Raw genomic sequence first — 15,000 nt, 5'->3', positions numbered from 1 at the left:
GGACAAAAATGAAAATTCTCATCACCGGAGCTGATGGCTTTATAGGCTCTCATTTATGTGAATGCTTGCACGCTAAGGGACATAAGATCAGGGCTTTAAGCCAGTATAATTCTTTTAATTTTTGGGGGCATTTGGAGCATTTGCCTTGTAAAAATGAGCTTGAGATCATTAGTGGGGATTTAAGGGATAGCTTTTTTTGTGAAAAGATCACTGCGGGAATGGACGCTGTGTTTCATCTTGGGGCTTTAATTGCCATTCCTTATTCTTATGAAGCCCCAAAATCCTATGTAGATACAAATATCATAGGCACGCTTAATATGCTTGAAGCAGCCAAAAAGGCTAAGGTAGGACATTTTATACACACCTCAACAAGCGAGGTTTATGGCACAGCCCTTTACAGCCCCATAGATGAAAAGCACCCTTTACAACCTCAAAGCCCTTATTCAGCAAGTAAAATCGCAGCTGATATGTTAGCGCTTAGTTATTATAATACTTATGAAATGCCTATTATCATCGCGCGTCCTTTTAATGCTTATGGACCTAGACAAAGTGCAAGGGCTATTATCCCTAGCATTATCATTCAAATTTTAAGTGGGGCAAAGGAGCTTAAACTTGGGGATTTAAGTCCAACAAGGGATTTAAATTTTGTGCTTGATACTTGCGAGGGCTTTGCAAGCTTGCTTGAGCTTTCAAGCTTTGGCGAGGTATTTAACATAGGAAGTGGAGTTGAACACTCTATGCAAGAAGTGCTTGATATAATTCAAAGCATTTTAGGAACAAATATCAAAGTTAGTCAAGATAAAGAAAGATTGCGTCCTAAAAATAGCGAGGTTTTTAGGCTCATAAGTGATAGCTCAAAACTTCAAAAAGCAAGTTCTTGGAAAAGTAGATTTGATCTTAAAGAGGGCTTAAAACAAACGCTAGCATGGTTTGAAAAAGAAGAAAATTTAAAACTTTATAAGGCTGGAATTTACAATGTTTAAGGCTGAACTTAGCTTTATTAAAAGCCTTTTTGCATCTAAGAAGCAAATTCCTTTACATGAGCCAAAATTTATAGGCAATGAGCAAGATTATTTGAATGAATGCTTAAAAAGTGGCTTTGTCTCAAGTGTTGGTGAGTTTGTGCTTAAATTCGAACAAGCTATGGCTCAATATACAAAAAGCAAATTCGTTGTAGCTATGAATAGTGGCACTTCTGCGCTTCATATAGCCCTTTTAGCAAGTGGAGTAAAGGCAAATCATGAGGTTATCACTCAAAGCCTAAGCTTTGTAGCCACTGCAAATGCCATAGCTTACACAGGAGCAAAGCCTATTTTTATAGATATAGATGAAAAGACTTTAAGCCTAAGCCCTAAAGCTTTAAGGGCATTTTTAGAACAAAATACCTTGATTAAAGATAAAAAATGTTTTAACAAAAATACCAAAAAACGCATAAAAGCTTGTATAATCATGCATAGCTTTGGCTTGAGTGCAAAGATAACTGAGCTAAAACAAATTTGTGATGATTTTCACATCACTTTGATAGAAGATGCAGCTGAAGCTGTAGGCTCGCTTTATAAAAACAAAGCCTTAGGCACCTTTGCTAGAGCTGGAATTTATAGCTTTAATGGCAACAAAATCATCACAGGAGGTTGTGGGGGCGTGCTTTTAAGCGATGATGAAAAACTAGCCTTAAAAGCAAGACATCTAAGCACCACCGCTAAAATCCCTCATGCTTATGAATATAAACACGATGAAATAGGCTATAATTACCGCCTTTGCAACATAAACGCAGCCTTACTTTTAGCCCAGCTTGAAAAACTTGATGACTTTGTGGAAGATAAAAGAAAGCTAGCCAAGCAGTATAAAGCCTTTTTTAAGGACAACAAGAATTTTATTTTTGTCGATGAAAGCAAAGATGAAAAAAGCAATTTTTGGCTTAATACTCTCATCGCCAAAGATGAACACACAAGAACAGCCTTTATAGAAGAAGCTCACAAAGAAAAAATTTATCTACGTCCAGCTTGGCAGGGCTTACATAGCCTTAAAATGTATAAAAACTGCCAAAAAGACGAGCTTAAAAACACAATCAAACTCATTTCAAGGATAGTTAATCTGCCAAGTAGTGTGCGTTATGAGGGTTGAAAATATCAAAAAGATATAAAGTATTTTAAAATATGAAAAACAGCTTAATTGTAAATTTATGTTATAATAAGAACAAAAGGATAAAAAATGACTTTGATTTTTGAAAATGTAAAAGATGAGTTTTTACCAGCATTTAAGGGGCTTGCTAAAAGTGCTAAGGTTAAGATGAAAAAAATCGATACTCCAAATAAAGAATTTTTAGAAGCTATAAAAGAAGCAAAAGAAGGTAAAACAACTCGTTGGGATAGCGTTCAAGCTTTTGCTAAGGCTATGAATGTATAAACTTGAAACTACTCATAAATTTGATAAGCAATATAAAAAATTATCTCAAAAAGATAAAAAATTAAGCTTAGAGCTTATAGAAAAATTACTTAGTGGTGCAGTTTTAGAACCAAAATATAAAGATCATCACTTAAAAGGCAAATATAAAGATTATAAAGAATGCCATATTAGGCCTGATTTACTTTTAATTTATCAAAAACAAAATACTATTTTAGTGCTTACTTGTATAAGCATAGGCTCTCATAGCAAACTTTTTTAGGACAAGAAAAAATGAAAGAAAAACTACTCATCATCGGTGCTGGAGGACACGCTAAATCTTGCGTTGATGTGATTGAAAAAGAAGCTAAATTTGAAATTCTTGGTTTTGTGGATAATAATACCAAGTCAAAAAACATTTTAGGTTATGAAATTTTGGGCTGTGATGATGATTTACCTCGTCTTTTTAAGCTTTGTAAATTTGCTTTTTTGGGTATAGGACAGATCAAAAGCCCTGAACTTAGAATGAAGCTTTTTGAACGTCTAAAAAGCATAGGTTTTGTTTTACCTACTATCATCTCGCCTCTTGCTTATGTTTCTAAACATGCTTTTATCTCAAATGAAGCAAGTATCATCATGCATCAAGCCTTAATCAATACAAATGCTAAGATAGGAAAAGCCTGCATTATCAATACCAAAGCCTTGATAGAACATGATGCAGTGGTGGAGGATTTTTGTCATATCTCAACAGCTGCTGTAGTCAATGGAGAGTGTAAAGTGGCTCAAAAAAGCTTTGTAGGCTCAAATTCCATGCTTAAACATACTCAAAACCTAGCAGAACAAAGCGTATTTTTTGCTGGTAAAAATCTAACATGGGGGGGGGGCTTTATAAATTCATAAAATTTACTCCTCTTAAAAGGAGTAAGAATGCAGCTTAATATAGGCTATTTTGCAGATGGCAAATGGGCGTATAATTGCTTTTTAAAGATCATTTCACATCAAGATATGAGTATAAAATTCATAGTCTTGCGGTATAAAAATCCTGATTTAAGTTTAATCAAACTTGCTAAAAAACATAAAATCCCCATCTTCATCGTCAAAGATATCAATGATACAAACTTCATCAAGGAAATTTTAGCTTTTAAGCCAAATTTACTTGTTTCAATGAGCTTTGATCAAATTTTTAAGGCTGATTTATTGGCTCATTTTAAAAATAAAATCGTTAATTGTCATGCTGGAAAACTCCCTTTTTACAGGGGTAGAAATATATTAAACTGGGTTTTAATCAATGATGAAAAAGAATTTGGCATAAGTGTTCATTTTGTGGATTTAGGCATTGATACAGGCGATATTATTTTGCAAAAATGCTTTGCAATAAGTGATAGGGATGATTATTCAAGTTTGCTTAAAAAAGCTCATATAGAGTGTGCAAATGTGCTTTTTGAGGCTTTAAAGCTCTTTGTTAAAGGCGAAGTTAGGGCAAAAAAACAAGGTAAAATGGGCTTTTACTGCCCAGCTCGCATAAAGGGCGATGAGTTTATAGACTTTCATCAAAGCTCAAGAGAATGTTTTAATTTTATCCGTGCTTTAAATGCCCCAAATTTAGGAGCAAAGGCTTTTATCGAGGATAAAATCATCACTATGTTTAAAAGCAAACTTATTAAAGCACCCAATTACAAAGCTATAGAAGGTGCAGTTGTGGGGCTTGGAAAAGATTGTTTCTTAGTTAAAACTAAAGATAGCGTGCTTAAAATCACAGCTTTTCACTTTGAAGGACAAATAAAAATAGGCTATAGACTTAAAGCCTCACCACAAGAAAATACCCAGCACAGAACAAACTATCTTAAATTTGATAATGGGGGGGGGGCATTTAAATTTATCATTTTTATTTATAGCCCTTCCTCATACTTTCTTTTTATATATTTATACATTTTCTTATATTTTTACACTCTTTTTTATACAAAAAACACAATTCAACATAAGGAGAATACATGAAAAAATTTATTAGCAATGCTGAAATCAGCACAGGTTTAGGTAGCCCTGATGAAATTTGGGAACAAATTTACACACATAAAGAATGGGGCAAATACCCAAGCGAAGCCATTATCCGCTTTATCGCTAGAAATTTTTACAATGCAAAAGATAGAAACAGCGTAAAAGTGCTCGAACTTGGGCTTGGCACAGGAGCAAATTTGTGGTTTTGTGCTAGAGAAGGTTTTAGGGTAAGTGGGATTGAGTGGAGCAAAAGCGGGATTGAAAGATTTGAAAAAAGAATGCAAGAAGAGCATTTGAGCGGACAAATTGACACACTTTTGCAAGGTGATTACGCACAAAAACTTGATGAGCTTGAAGATGAAAGCTTTGATGCTTTTATGGATTCTTATTCACTCGCCTATAATGATTTTGAAAAAACAAAAAATATCATTGAAAAAGCAGTAAAAAAGCTTAAAAAGGGCGGAAAATTCCTCTCCATTACCCCAAGTGCAAATAATTTTGGCTTTAAGGAAGATAAAAGCTTAGGACATCACTGCTGCCGCCCAGTTGAGGGAAGCGATGCTTTCACAGGCGTAATTCGCTTTTGCGATGAAGAGGACATTAAAAAGCTTTATGAGGGCAAGGACTATGAAGTGCAAAGCATTAGCAAGCTCACGCACTCAAGTAAGGGCGTTGTGGAAAATGACTTATTTATCATTACAGGGGTAAAACATGGCTAAGCAAATTTGGGAGGATATTTTTTCAAGCAGAGAATGGGGCAAATACCCGCCAGAAAATCTCATACGCTTTATAGCTAGAAATTTTTATAAAGTTAAAGATAGAAACAAGGTTAAAATCCTAGAACTTGGACTTGGCACAGGAGCAAATTTGTGGTTTTGTGCAAGAGAAGGTTTTAGGGTAAGTGGGATTGAGTGGAGCAAAAGTGGGATTGAAAGATTTCAAAAAAGAATGCAAGAAGAACACTTAATCGGACAAATTGACACACTTTTGCAAGGTGATTACGCACAAAAACTTGATGAGCTTGAAGATGAAAGCTTTGATGCTATCATCGATGTAGCTTCTTTAACCTGCAATGATTTTGATAAAACAAGGCTGATTTTTAGCAAGCTTATCAAAAAGCTTAAAACCAAAGGCAAGTTTTATTCCTCGACTCTAGCTAAAGGACTTTTAGGGTATGACAAAACTAAGCCAGCCTTTCAAGAGCCAAAAGAAGGCATTTACACTCATGTTGGCTCACTTCGTTTTGAGGATAAAAATAGCCTAAAAAGACTTTATAAAGATAAAAATTTTAAGATAGAAAATATACTTACAAGTATATTAGAGCAAGATAAAACCATAATTGATAAGCTTTATATAGTAGAGGGTGTGAAATGCTAGGGGGGGGGCATTACAAAAATTCAAACCAGTACCATATCTCAAAACAAGAGCTTTGGAAAATGAGTAAAATTTCACTTCAAAGCTTTTTAGATACCCGTCATCAAAAAAAGCTATCGTATGAGCATGATATTTATTTTAAAGCAAGCTATGCAAGGCTTTATGGGGAAGTCTTTGAGTTTGAGTTTAAAAGCAAGGGCTTTGTTTTTAAAAGCTTAGGCATTAAAAGCAAGATTACAAATACACCATTTTTCGATCTACAAAGCCCATATGGCTATAGTGGTTTTTATGCAAATACTGATGATAAAGCCTTTTTAACTCGGGCTTTAAAAGCTCTCAAAGAAAAAGCCTTGAAAGAAAAGATCATTGCTTTTTTCGTGCGTTTTCACCCTTTTGATGATAATTTATCCTTGTATGAAAATGAGCTTGAATTTTTCAAAAAAGATAAAAAAATCGTCCTAGTGCCTCTTGAAAATGGCATAACTCACATACGCTCAAATTACAGCCCTCGCATTAAAAGCTATATTAAAAAAGCAAGAACTGAGATTAAGATACAAGAATGCTTTAAAGATGAAAATCAAGCTTTTATAGAGCTTTATACGCAAACCATGCAAAGAAATAAAGCTGGGAGTTTTTATTATTTTGACAAGACATATTTTGACGCACTTTTTGATTTTAAAGAATACAAACTTTTCAAAGCCTTAGATAAAGAAGGCAACAAAGCCTATGCTTCTTTTTTTATGAATGAAAACTTTGCGTATTATCATTTAAGTGCAAATTCCAAGCATTCAAACGCTAGTGCTGCTTTACTTGACTTTGCTTTTGAATACGGATCCAGCAAAGGAGTGAAGTTTTGCATACTTGGAGGAGGTATGCAAGATGATGATAGTTTGTATTATTTTAAAGAACGTTTTTCTACACTTTGGACTTATTTTTGTATAGGGGGAATGATTTTTGATCACAATACTTATACGAACTTGTGTAAAAATTATAAAAATTCTTATTTTTTAGCCTATAGGGGGGGGCATTGATTTTCTTAAGCTTCATTCCAAGGTATCTTCCTCATGAAAAAAAGGAGTGCGCATGAATAAGCTTATCTTAGTTGGCTCAGGTGGCTTTGCTAAAGAGCTTTATCAATACCTTCAAAACACCGATCATGAAATTTTAGGCTATATAGACAAGCAAAAAAGTGCTTTTTACGAACTTTCTTATTTAGGCGATGAAGGAAGCATACATCAAAGCTTTTTTAAAGAGGCAAGTTTTTTACTTGGTATAGGACAAGTTGAGTTAAGAGCCAGTATCATCGCTAAGCTTAAAGCTAGAGGGGCGAATTTTTTTAGCTTTATTCACTCAAGTGCCATTGTAGCTAGTGATGCTTTGCTTGGTGAGGGCGTAGTGCTTTGTCCACATAGCATGCTTAATGCTGGTGCAAAACTTGAAGACTTTGTGCTTTTAAATATCTATGCTTCAGTGGCTCATGATTGTGTGGTAGGTGAAAACTCAATACTTTGTCCTTACGCTACCTTAAACGGAGAAGCCAAAACAGGTAAGAATTGCTTTTTAGGCACTGGCGCAAGTTTGCTGCCTAAGGCTAGACTTGGAAATAACTGCGTTTTAAGTGCAGGTGTTATGCTTTCAAAATCATACAAAGATAATCAGCTCATATTTAATTTAAGAACTTTAAAGGTAAAACAAAATGAAAAGGCTTAATATCTTAGCTTGTGGCACTATGGGAACGCAAATTAGCGCTTTATTTTATAATCTTGGCTTTGAAGTTTGCATTTATACGCACAAAACAAGGCTTAAGGAGCTTGAGTTTCAAGCTAAAGTCCTTAGCAAAAAGCTTAATTTAGAGCCTAGTCAAAAGGGCAGTTTTTGTTTTTATACTCGTATTAAAAGCCTGCCTGAAGCACTTTGTATAGAGTGCTTGCCTGAAAATTTAGAGCTTAAGCAAAGGTGCATAAAAGAATTTCAAAGCTCTCATGAAAGGGCTATATTTTCAAATTCAAGCTCTTTTTCAAGTAAGGATTTAGGGTGTGGCTTGCTTCATTTTTTTAATCCCATATATTTAAAACTGGCTGAACTTTATGATCCTAAAAATGAAGCTTTAGTGTTGATACAAGAATTAAAAAAGCTTGATTTTTGTCTTATCAAGGCTAAGGGAAATAGAGGTAATTTAGCAAATTTGCTTTTATTTAATGAAATTGCAACTTTCTTTAAGATGATAGAAAAGCTTGATTATAGCTTGCAAGAATGTGAGCTAGTGTATGAAAAGCTTTATGAAAAAAGAGATATTTTAAGCATAATTGATATTATAGGCATTGAAATTTGTGATCAAATTTGCTTGAATTTACATGAAGATGATGAAAGTTTTTATTATCCAAAAAGTTTTAAAAAAGCCCTTGAACTTGGCATACTTGGCAGGAAAAATAAAACCAAAATCAAAGACTTTTTACTCTCAATAAAGGAAGTTTAAAATGCACATACAAACACTAATACACTCAAAGCTTTTAAATGATGAAAGCCTTAAAAATCTTTTATGGGCTAAAAACATTGCTTTGCCTTTAAACTATGAGTTCATACTCATTGCTACTGGGCTTTGTGGCTCATCTGCTTTGGTGAAATTTTTGCAAGCTTGTCATATCACTTTATGCGATGAGAGTTTAAGAAAAAGTGCTAAGGGGCTTTATTTTGAACATTTTAAAAGGCTTCAAAGCCCAGCTTCATATAAAATTATCAGCTATATAGAGCATTGGAATTTAAATTTAAAGCAAAGAGCTGATTTTCTTGCAAGCATAAAAAAAGAAGTTCCTGTTTTATCTTTGGTGCGTGATCCTATCTCTATACTAAAAACTGGGATAAATCATCCAAGTAGTGGTGGAGCAAAGCGAGTTTTAAAGCTTGATGAAGATTTTAGCTCTATTTTAAATATCAAAAAATACTATATCAATGGCTTTGCTTCAAATGCCCTTAAAAATAAAAAAGTGCTAGGACAAGCTCCAAATTTACATTCTTTGCCTAAGTGGATCAATGAACTTATTTTTTGTCAAGATTTTTTTGTAAAAAATTTAAAACATCATGAATTTTTTTATATGGATATGAGTGAAATTATGCCTGATAAGGCTTTTGATAGTTTAAGCAAACTGGCTTTAAAATTTGATTTTAAAGCTCCTAAAAAAGATAAGGCACTTTTTAAAGGACAGATTAATGGCAAGCTCATTACTTATTTTCCCATTTTCCTAGAGCTTCCTTTAAAAAATAAAGCAAAAAAAGCCATCAAAATCACCTTAAGCACTCATCAAATTCATCCTCATTTAAAGCATTGTAATGAGCTTTTAGATGAAAAAGACTTGGCTTTTGAAAACATGCTTTTATACTTAGCTCAAGATGAGTTAGAACTTGTGCTTAAAGAAAATAAGCTTTTAAAGCAAATAAAAAGTTATTTACAGGATTTTTTAAGAGCCTTAAAAGAGCGTATAAACACCGAGCAAAATAAGCTCTATAAAGAAGAAGATATTTTAAATTATCTTTTTGAAAATAAGACTTTAAGTAAAAAATTATTGTATATTTTGCAAAACAATCTTAAGCATATCAAGCAAAACAGGGCTGATATAGTCAGTTCTTGGAAGTATTATCAAGAATTCATGGACTTTGCAAAACATATCAAGTGATTGAAGTTTTTGCCGATTTACAAATTTATTTTAAAAGGAGAAAACATGCAAGTACAATATTGCTCAAAGTGTGTGATGCCAAATACTCGTCCGGGTATTAAATTTAGCGACATGGGGGGGGGCAAATGGCTATGTTCAGCTTGTGTAAATCATGCTAAAAAAGATGAGGTTGATTATAAAACCCGCTTTAAAGAGCTTGAAGAGCTGTGCGATAAACACAGGCATAGAAATGGCAAATTTGAATATGATTGTGCAATAGCTGTAAGTGGGGGCAAGGATAGTCATTTTCAAGTGCATATTATGAAAGAAAAACTTGGTATGAATCCTGTGCTTTTTAGCGTTGAGGATAATTTTACCATGACTGAAGCTGGCAAGAAAAACTTACGCAATTTAAGCGAGGAGTTTAAATGCCATATCATTAGCTTAAAACCAGATATTTTTACTCAAAAAAAGATTATGCGAAAAACCTTTGAAAAATATGGTAAGCCAACTTGGTTCATCGATCGCTTAATTTATAGCTATCCTTTTGCCATGGCAGCTAAGTTTAACACTCCTCTTTTGGTGTATGGCGAAAATGTAAGTTATGAGTATGGTGGCACAGATAGTGTTGAAACGCCTAGTGCAAAAGGCATTTTTTTAAATGGAGTGGCAAGTGATTTAGACATTCACGAGTTTTTAGATGAGGACATTAAAGAGCAAAATTTACAACTTTTCTTTGATCCAAACAAAAACAAGGCTGATTTAGAAAAACTTGAGCCTATATATCTAAGCTATTTTGTGAAGTGGAATTCCTATCAAAACTATATTTTTGCAAAAAGCAGAGGCTTTACAGACTTACAAGGTGAGTGGGATAGAAGCCATTGTGCTGAGAATTTTGATCAAATCGATACCATAGGCTACATTTTACACGCTTGGATGAAATACCCTAAATTTGGACACGCTATGGCAAGTGATTATGCGGCTCGTTTTGTAAGATATAATCTTTTAAGTAGGCAAGAAGCTGTAAAACTTGTAAATGAAAGAGATCATAAGCTTGATAATAAAGTCGTAGAGGATTTTTGCTCTTTTGTGGGCTATACTAAAAGTGAGTTTTACAAAGTCTTAGAAAAGCACTATAACAAAGACTTATTCTATCAAAACGAATATGGCGAGTTTAAGCTTAAAAACCCATTAATTTAAAAGGAGAAAAGATGACAAATTCAACTCAGGCTTATACAGACAAATACGACAAACAAGGCTATGGCTTAAGTTTTCCTGATGGACATATAGTGCGTTTTTATGAGAGAATTCTAAAATACAAGCTTAATTTTAAAGGTAAAACCATGCTTGATTTTGGTTGTGGTAATGGAGTGCATTCAAAATACTTTCAAAGCAAAGGTTACAAGCCCTTTGGTATAGACATAGTGCCAAGCTTAAAGCAAGCTTATGAAAGTCTCACAGGGGGGGGGGGTGCATTAAAAGGTGAATGTCATATCATAGAAGCGAATGTGAGTTTTAAGCATTTATTTAGCGAAAAAATGGATTTGATTGTCGCCAATCAAAGCCTTTATTATTTACCTCGTGAAAATTTTTCTAAAACCATAGCTGAATTTTACGAACTTGCCAATGAAAAAGCCATACTTTTTGCTACTATGATGAGTGAAAAAAATTATTATTTTAAACACGCCTTAAAAGAAGCTCAAAATGGCTTAAGAGAAGTAAAGCTTGAGGGCAGACTCAATGAAACAAGCTATATACATTTTGTGAAAGACACCAAAGAGCTTTGCGAGCTTTTCAAGCCTTTTAAGCCTTTGTTTTTAGGTGAATACGATCCTATAAATTTTTATGACTTTGAAGGCAGTGCTCATCATTTTATCTTTGTGGGTATAAAAGAATAAAAATTTTAAAAGCTAAGTTTCCAAAAAGTTTCTCCTTTTTTTTAAACTTAATCCAAAAAAAGGAGGACAGGATGTTTAAAAAAATATCTTTTTTGATCTTGCTTTTGCTTTCTTGTGAGGCTTTAGCTAGTGAAAAACTTATCATTGCTCATAGGGGTGCAAGTGGGTATTTGCCTGAGCATACCTTAGCTTCAAAGGCACTTGCTTATGGTTTTGGTGTGCCTTATTTAGAACAAGACTTAGCTATGACAAAAGATGATAAGCTTGTGGTGGTGCATGATATTTATTTGGATAGAATTTCTAATGTAGCTAGTGTTTTTCCAAATAGAGCTAGAAAAGATGGACGCTATTATGTCATTGATTTTACCTTAGCTGAGATTAAGAGCCTAAATTTTACTGAGGGTTTTGAATATAAAAATGGTAAAAAGGTGCAAGTTTATAAAGATCGCTTTCCTATGGATAAATCAAGCTTTAAAATCCATAGCTTTGAAGAAGAGATAGAGTTTATACAAGGACTTAACAAAAGTATGGGCAAGGATGTGGGGCTTTATGTTGAGATAAAAATGCCTTGGTTTCACACTCAAGAGGGCAAAGATATAGCCAAAGCCACACTTTTAACACTTAAAAAATATGGGCTTACTAGCAAAGATTCAAAGGTATTTTTTCAAAGTTTTGATTATCCAAATTTACTCTATGTCAAAAATACCTTGATGAAAGAGCTAGGAATGGAGCTTAAACTCATAGCCTTAATAGGCAAAAATGAGTGGAATGAAACTTATGAACTTAAAGATGGAAAATGGCAAAGCTATGATTTTAACACTCTTTTAGATGAAAAAAATATGAGTGAAATAGCTAAAATAGTCGATGGTTTAGGACCAAGTTATGATATGCTTTTTGATACACAAAAAAGCAAAAAAGGCAAGATAGTCATTAACGATCTTGTAAAAAACGCCCACAAACATAAGCTCTTAGTGCATCCTTATACTCTAAGAAAGGATAATTTACCAAGCTATGCTTCAAATATCAATGAACTTTTTGAAGCCGTCTTATTTAAAGCAAATGCTGATGGGGTATTTACTGATTTTCCTGATTTAGCCCTTGAGTTCTTAAAAAATGCCAAGCCTTAAAGCGTGAAAAATCACGCTTTTTGCCTAAAAAGACTTCAAATAAGCAAGATACTCATCAAGTGGAAGTTTAAAATCTGCAGTGTGGGTATTAAAAATGGCAAAAGACTTTTGAGCAAGAGCACCTATAACTTCATTGTCAAAGCTTTTTCTAATAGAAAAAATACAAGTATCTATATCGCTTAGTTTTTCTCCATTTGCCCTAGTGAAAAGCTCATCTTGCCAATGCTTAAGCAAGGCTGGAGAACTATACCAAAAAAAGCATAACCCATCTTTAGCCAATACTAAGAAAAACAAGTATTTTAAAAGCTAAACGAGTGTAAATTTATTTCATTTTGACTTAAATTATGCTATTATCTTTTTTTAAAAAGGATAAAAATGCAAAAAACGCTCATTATCGCTGAAGCTGGGGTAAATCATAATGGGGATTTAAACATGGCAAAAAAGCTTATTGAAGTAGCTTGCGAGGCTGGGGCTGATTTTGTGAAATTTCAAAGCTTTAAAACCGAAGAAGTTGTCAGCCTAAATGCTCCAAAAGCTGCTTATCAGCTTGAAAATGCCCTTGATAAAAATGAAAGCCAATTTGAGATGATTAAAAAGCTTGAACTTGATAAAAAGGCTCATTTAGAGCTTATTAAACATTGCAAAAAATGCGGCATTGCCTTTCTTTCTACCCCTTTTGATCTACCTAGCATTGCTCTTTTAGATGAACTAGGACTTGATATTTTTAAAATTCCAAGTGGAGAAATCACGAATTTACCCCTACTTAAAGCCATAGCAAAACTAAATAAAAAAGTGATTTTAAGCACAGGAATGAGTGATATAAACGAGATAAAAAATGCTTTAAGTATCTTGATACAAAATGGCACAAAGGCTGAAAATATCAGCATTTTACATGCTAATACAGCCTATCCAACCCCTTTTGAGGATATGAACTTAAATGCCATAAAAAGCCTACAAAAAACCTTTAGCAAACACAAAATCGGACTTTCAGATCACAGCCTTGGCTTGCACTGTGCTGTAGCTGCGGTAGCTTTGGGAGCTAGCATTATAGAAAAGCATTTTACCCTTGATAAAAACTTAGCTGGACCAGATCATAAGGCTAGCCTTGAACCTCATGAGTTAAAAGCTATGATAAAAGCTATAAGAGAATGTGAGCTTGCCTTAGGAGATGGGATCAAAAAAATCAGTGCTAGCGAAAAAGAAAATCTATGCATTGCGAGAAAAAGCCTTGTTGCAAAGAAAGAGATTAAAAAAGGTGAGCTTTTTACTGAGCTTAATTTAAGCACCAAACGCCCAGCAAATGGCATAAGTGCTATGCGTTATGATGAGTTTATAGGACGCAGGGCAAATAAAGATTATAAAAAAGATGAATTGATACAAGAATGAAAACAAGCCCTTTAAAAGCAACAAATAACAAAATGCAAAAAAGAAAAATTTGTGTGATAACAGCTACAAGGGCGGAGTGGTATTTACTTTCAAAGCTTTGTAAAGAAATACAAGCTGATGAAAACTTAGAACTTCAGCTTATCATAACTGGAGCACATTTAAGCCAAAATCAAGGGCTAACTTATAAAGAGATAGAGCAAGAATTTAAAATCAATAAAAAAATTCAAATTCTACTAGCAAATGATGATAAAATAGCACTTTGCAAGACTATGGGCTTAGCTTTTATCTCTTTAAGCGAGGCTTTAGCAGAACTTAGTCCAGACATCGCCCTTATCTTAGGCGATCGTTATGAAATGCTTGCAGTGGCTAGCACCTGCTTACTCCTTCATATACCTTTGGCTCATTTATGCGGTGGAGAGCTTACTTTAGGGGCATTTGATGATAGTATAAGGCATGCTATTACGAAAATGGCTCATCTTCATTTTGTAAGCACGTCCCTTTATAAAAAGCGGGTAGAACAGCTTGGCGAGGAGAGTTCAAAAGTCTTTAATGTAGGCTCTTTAGCTGGCGAGCTTATTTTAAATACAAAACTTTTAAGCAAAAAAGAGCTTGAAAAAAGCCTTAATTTTAGCTTTGATAAAAATATTTATCTCATCACTTATCACCCAACAACCTTAAAGCTTCAAAGCCTGCAATATGAAGTTAAAATGCTACTTGATAGCTTAGATACACTTGAAAATGCAAGCCTTATTTTTACTAAGGCAAATGCTGATGAAATGGGGCTTTTTATAAATGAAAAGCTTCAAAGTTACTGCGAAAAAAACGCTCATAAAGCAAGGCTTTTTGATAATCTTGGCTCACAAAAATACCTCAGCCTGATGAAAATAGCAAAGGCTGTTGTAGGCAATTCCTCAAGTGGCATTAGCGAGGCTGTGTTTTTTAAAAGCCCTTGCATTAACATAGGCGATCGCCAAAAAGGACGTCTAAGAACAATCAATATCATCGATACACCTATGAATGAGCTTAAAAAAGCCTTTGAAATGCTTGAAAATAAGGCTTTTAAAGCAAAATTACAAAATCTTAAAAATCCTTATAAAAACAAAAACGCAAGCAAAATGATTAAAGAAGTATTAAAAAAAGTCGATTTAAGCACAATTTTACAAAAAAAATTTATTGATTTAAAATGAG

18 protein-coding genes are annotated in these 15,000 nt (G+C 33.8%); 17 read left to right on the top strand and 1 reads right to left on the bottom strand.

The window, feature by feature from the left end; all coding sequences use genetic code 11:
• The first annotated feature begins 8 nt into the window (after nt 1-8).
• The 15 genes from CQA38_RS00755 to glpQ all read left to right on the top strand — a co-directional run bounded on the left by CQA38_RS00755 (nt 9) and on the right by glpQ (nt 12,426).
• Nucleotides 9-983: a GDP-mannose 4,6-dehydratase gene (locus CQA38_RS00755; RefSeq protein WP_137632099.1), complete on the top strand. Its 975-nt coding sequence runs from the start codon at nt 9-11 to the stop codon at nt 981-983.
• Nucleotides 976-2,124 carry a LegC family aminotransferase gene (locus tag CQA38_RS00750; protein ID WP_137632098.1) on the top strand — a complete coding sequence of 383 codons (1,149 nt, stop codon included), beginning with the start codon at nt 976-978 and terminating at the stop codon, nt 2,122-2,124. The genes CQA38_RS00755 and CQA38_RS00750 overlap by 8 nt, the downstream gene beginning before the upstream one ends.
• A gap of 87 nt (nt 2,125-2,211) precedes the next feature.
• Nucleotides 2,212-2,406, top strand: a complete 195-nt coding sequence (locus CQA38_RS00745; protein ID WP_137632097.1) for a hypothetical protein — start codon at nt 2,212-2,214, stop codon at nt 2,404-2,406.
• Nucleotides 2,399-2,665 (top strand): type II toxin-antitoxin system YafQ family toxin, encoded by a 267-nt coding sequence (locus CQA38_RS00740; RefSeq protein WP_137632096.1) that lies wholly within the window; start codon nt 2,399-2,401, stop codon nt 2,663-2,665. The genes CQA38_RS00745 and CQA38_RS00740 overlap by 8 nt, the downstream gene beginning before the upstream one ends.
• Nucleotides 2,666-2,676: 11 nt before the next feature.
• On the top strand, nt 2,677-3,282 hold the full coding sequence (locus tag CQA38_RS00735) for a NeuD/PglB/VioB family sugar acetyltransferase (protein WP_137632095.1): 606 nt from the start codon (nt 2,677-2,679) through the stop codon (nt 3,280-3,282).
• 27 nt (nt 3,283-3,309) lie between these two features.
• Nucleotides 3,310-4,377, top strand: coding sequence for a formyltransferase family protein (locus CQA38_RS00730; protein WP_137632094.1), 1,068 nt, complete (start codon nt 3,310-3,312; stop codon nt 4,375-4,377).
• Nucleotides 4,374-5,096, top strand: coding sequence for a class I SAM-dependent methyltransferase (locus tag CQA38_RS00725; RefSeq protein ID WP_137632093.1), 723 nt, complete (start codon nt 4,374-4,376; stop codon nt 5,094-5,096). The genes CQA38_RS00730 and CQA38_RS00725 overlap by 4 nt, the downstream gene beginning before the upstream one ends.
• Nucleotides 5,089-5,754: a class I SAM-dependent methyltransferase gene (locus CQA38_RS00720; RefSeq protein ID WP_137632092.1), complete on the top strand. Its 666-nt coding sequence runs from the start codon at nt 5,089-5,091 to the stop codon at nt 5,752-5,754. Before CQA38_RS00725 ends, CQA38_RS00720 begins: the two co-directional genes overlap by 8 nt.
• Nucleotides 5,748-6,782, top strand: a complete 1,035-nt coding sequence (locus CQA38_RS00715) for a hypothetical protein (RefSeq protein ID WP_249355136.1) — start codon at nt 5,748-5,750, stop codon at nt 6,780-6,782. The genes CQA38_RS00720 and CQA38_RS00715 overlap by 7 nt, the downstream gene beginning before the upstream one ends.
• 52 nt (nt 6,783-6,834) lie before the next feature.
• The gene (locus CQA38_RS00710; RefSeq protein WP_137632091.1) at nt 6,835-7,461 is read left to right on the top strand and encodes a DapH/DapD/GlmU-related protein; all 627 of its coding nucleotides are present in this window, start codon (nt 6,835-6,837) and stop codon (nt 7,459-7,461) included.
• Nucleotides 7,448-8,227, top strand: coding sequence for a 3-hydroxyacyl-CoA dehydrogenase NAD-binding domain-containing protein (locus CQA38_RS00705; RefSeq protein ID WP_137632090.1), 780 nt, complete (start codon nt 7,448-7,450; stop codon nt 8,225-8,227). Before CQA38_RS00710 ends, CQA38_RS00705 begins: the two co-directional genes overlap by 14 nt.
• A 1-nt stretch (nt 8,228) precedes the next feature.
• Nucleotides 8,229-9,422 carry a DUF2972 domain-containing protein gene (locus CQA38_RS00700; RefSeq protein WP_137632089.1) on the top strand — a complete coding sequence of 398 codons (1,194 nt, stop codon included), beginning with the start codon at nt 8,229-8,231 and terminating at the stop codon, nt 9,420-9,422.
• Between the two features lie 45 nt (nt 9,423-9,467).
• Nucleotides 9,468-10,601 (top strand): N-acetyl sugar amidotransferase, encoded by a 1,134-nt coding sequence (locus CQA38_RS00695; RefSeq protein WP_137632088.1) that lies wholly within the window; start codon nt 9,468-9,470, stop codon nt 10,599-10,601.
• 11 nt (nt 10,602-10,612) lie between these two features.
• Nucleotides 10,613-11,299 (top strand): class I SAM-dependent methyltransferase, encoded by a 687-nt coding sequence (locus CQA38_RS00690; protein WP_137632087.1) that lies wholly within the window; start codon nt 10,613-10,615, stop codon nt 11,297-11,299.
• 71 nt (nt 11,300-11,370) lie between these two features.
• On the top strand, nt 11,371-12,426 hold the full coding sequence (glpQ, locus tag CQA38_RS00685) for a glycerophosphodiester phosphodiesterase (RefSeq protein ID WP_137632086.1): 1,056 nt from the start codon (nt 11,371-11,373) through the stop codon (nt 12,424-12,426).
• Between the two features lie 24 nt (nt 12,427-12,450).
• Here the strand turns inward: glpQ and CQA38_RS00680 are convergent, their stop codons facing one another.
• A complete protein-coding gene (locus CQA38_RS00680) occupies nt 12,451-12,705 on the bottom strand; it encodes an NAD(P)H-dependent oxidoreductase (RefSeq protein ID WP_170999452.1) in 255 nt (84 codons plus the stop codon).
• A 96-nt stretch (nt 12,706-12,801) separates the two neighbouring features.
• Here CQA38_RS00680 and neuB point away from each other — a divergent pair, with 96 nt between their 5' ends.
• Nucleotides 12,802-13,812, top strand: coding sequence for an N-acetylneuraminate synthase (gene neuB / locus CQA38_RS00675; protein ID WP_137632084.1), 1,011 nt, complete (start codon nt 12,802-12,804; stop codon nt 13,810-13,812).
• 32 nt (nt 13,813-13,844) lie between these two features.
• Nucleotides 13,845-14,999 carry a UDP-N-acetylglucosamine 2-epimerase gene (gene neuC, locus CQA38_RS00670; RefSeq protein WP_137632083.1) on the top strand — a complete coding sequence of 385 codons (1,155 nt, stop codon included), beginning with the start codon at nt 13,845-13,847 and terminating at the stop codon, nt 14,997-14,999.
• Nucleotide 15,000: the final 1 nt, after the last annotated feature.

This window comes from Campylobacter sp. MIT 12-5580 (assembly GCF_005406235.1).
Lineage (GTDB): Bacteria > Campylobacterota > Campylobacteria > Campylobacterales > Campylobacteraceae > Campylobacter_D.
The sequence above is the reverse complement of the archived record's forward strand: the minus strand, read 5'-3'. Positions and strand labels throughout refer to the sequence as shown.

What these genes read in the sequence shown, in the direction of transcription:
- glpQ (WP_137632086.1), top strand. Translation starts at nt 11,371, where the DNA reads ATGTTTAAAAAAATATCTTTTTTGATCTTGCTTTTGCTTTCTTGTGAG.
- CQA38_RS00750 (WP_137632098.1), top strand. Translation starts at nt 976, where the DNA reads ATGTTTAAGGCTGAACTTAGCTTTATTAAAAGCCTTTTTGCATCTAAG.
- CQA38_RS00710 (WP_137632091.1), top strand. Translation starts at nt 6,835, where the DNA reads ATGAATAAGCTTATCTTAGTTGGCTCAGGTGGCTTTGCTAAAGAGCTT.
- CQA38_RS00725 (WP_137632093.1), top strand. Translation starts at nt 4,374, where the DNA reads ATGAAAAAATTTATTAGCAATGCTGAAATCAGCACAGGTTTAGGTAGC.
- CQA38_RS00720 (WP_137632092.1), top strand. Translation starts at nt 5,089, where the DNA reads ATGGCTAAGCAAATTTGGGAGGATATTTTTTCAAGCAGAGAATGGGGC.
- neuC (WP_137632083.1), top strand. Translation starts at nt 13,845, where the DNA reads ATGCAAAAAAGAAAAATTTGTGTGATAACAGCTACAAGGGCGGAGTGG.
- CQA38_RS00730 (WP_137632094.1), top strand. Translation starts at nt 3,310, where the DNA reads ATGCAGCTTAATATAGGCTATTTTGCAGATGGCAAATGGGCGTATAAT.
- CQA38_RS00705 (WP_137632090.1), top strand. Translation starts at nt 7,448, where the DNA reads ATGAAAAGGCTTAATATCTTAGCTTGTGGCACTATGGGAACGCAAATT.
- CQA38_RS00740 (WP_137632096.1), top strand. Translation starts at nt 2,399, where the DNA reads ATGTATAAACTTGAAACTACTCATAAATTTGATAAGCAATATAAAAAA.
- CQA38_RS00695 (WP_137632088.1), top strand. Translation starts at nt 9,468, where the DNA reads ATGCAAGTACAATATTGCTCAAAGTGTGTGATGCCAAATACTCGTCCG.
- CQA38_RS00715 (WP_249355136.1), top strand. Translation starts at nt 5,748, where the DNA reads ATGCTAGGGGGGGGGCATTACAAAAATTCAAACCAGTACCATATCTCA.
- CQA38_RS00735 (WP_137632095.1), top strand. Translation starts at nt 2,677, where the DNA reads ATGAAAGAAAAACTACTCATCATCGGTGCTGGAGGACACGCTAAATCT.
- CQA38_RS00700 (WP_137632089.1), top strand. Translation starts at nt 8,229, where the DNA reads ATGCACATACAAACACTAATACACTCAAAGCTTTTAAATGATGAAAGC.
- CQA38_RS00745 (WP_137632097.1), top strand. Translation starts at nt 2,212, where the DNA reads ATGACTTTGATTTTTGAAAATGTAAAAGATGAGTTTTTACCAGCATTT.
- CQA38_RS00755 (WP_137632099.1), top strand. Translation starts at nt 9, where the DNA reads ATGAAAATTCTCATCACCGGAGCTGATGGCTTTATAGGCTCTCATTTA.
- neuB (WP_137632084.1), top strand. Translation starts at nt 12,802, where the DNA reads ATGCAAAAAACGCTCATTATCGCTGAAGCTGGGGTAAATCATAATGGG.
- CQA38_RS00690 (WP_137632087.1), top strand. Translation starts at nt 10,613, where the DNA reads ATGACAAATTCAACTCAGGCTTATACAGACAAATACGACAAACAAGGC.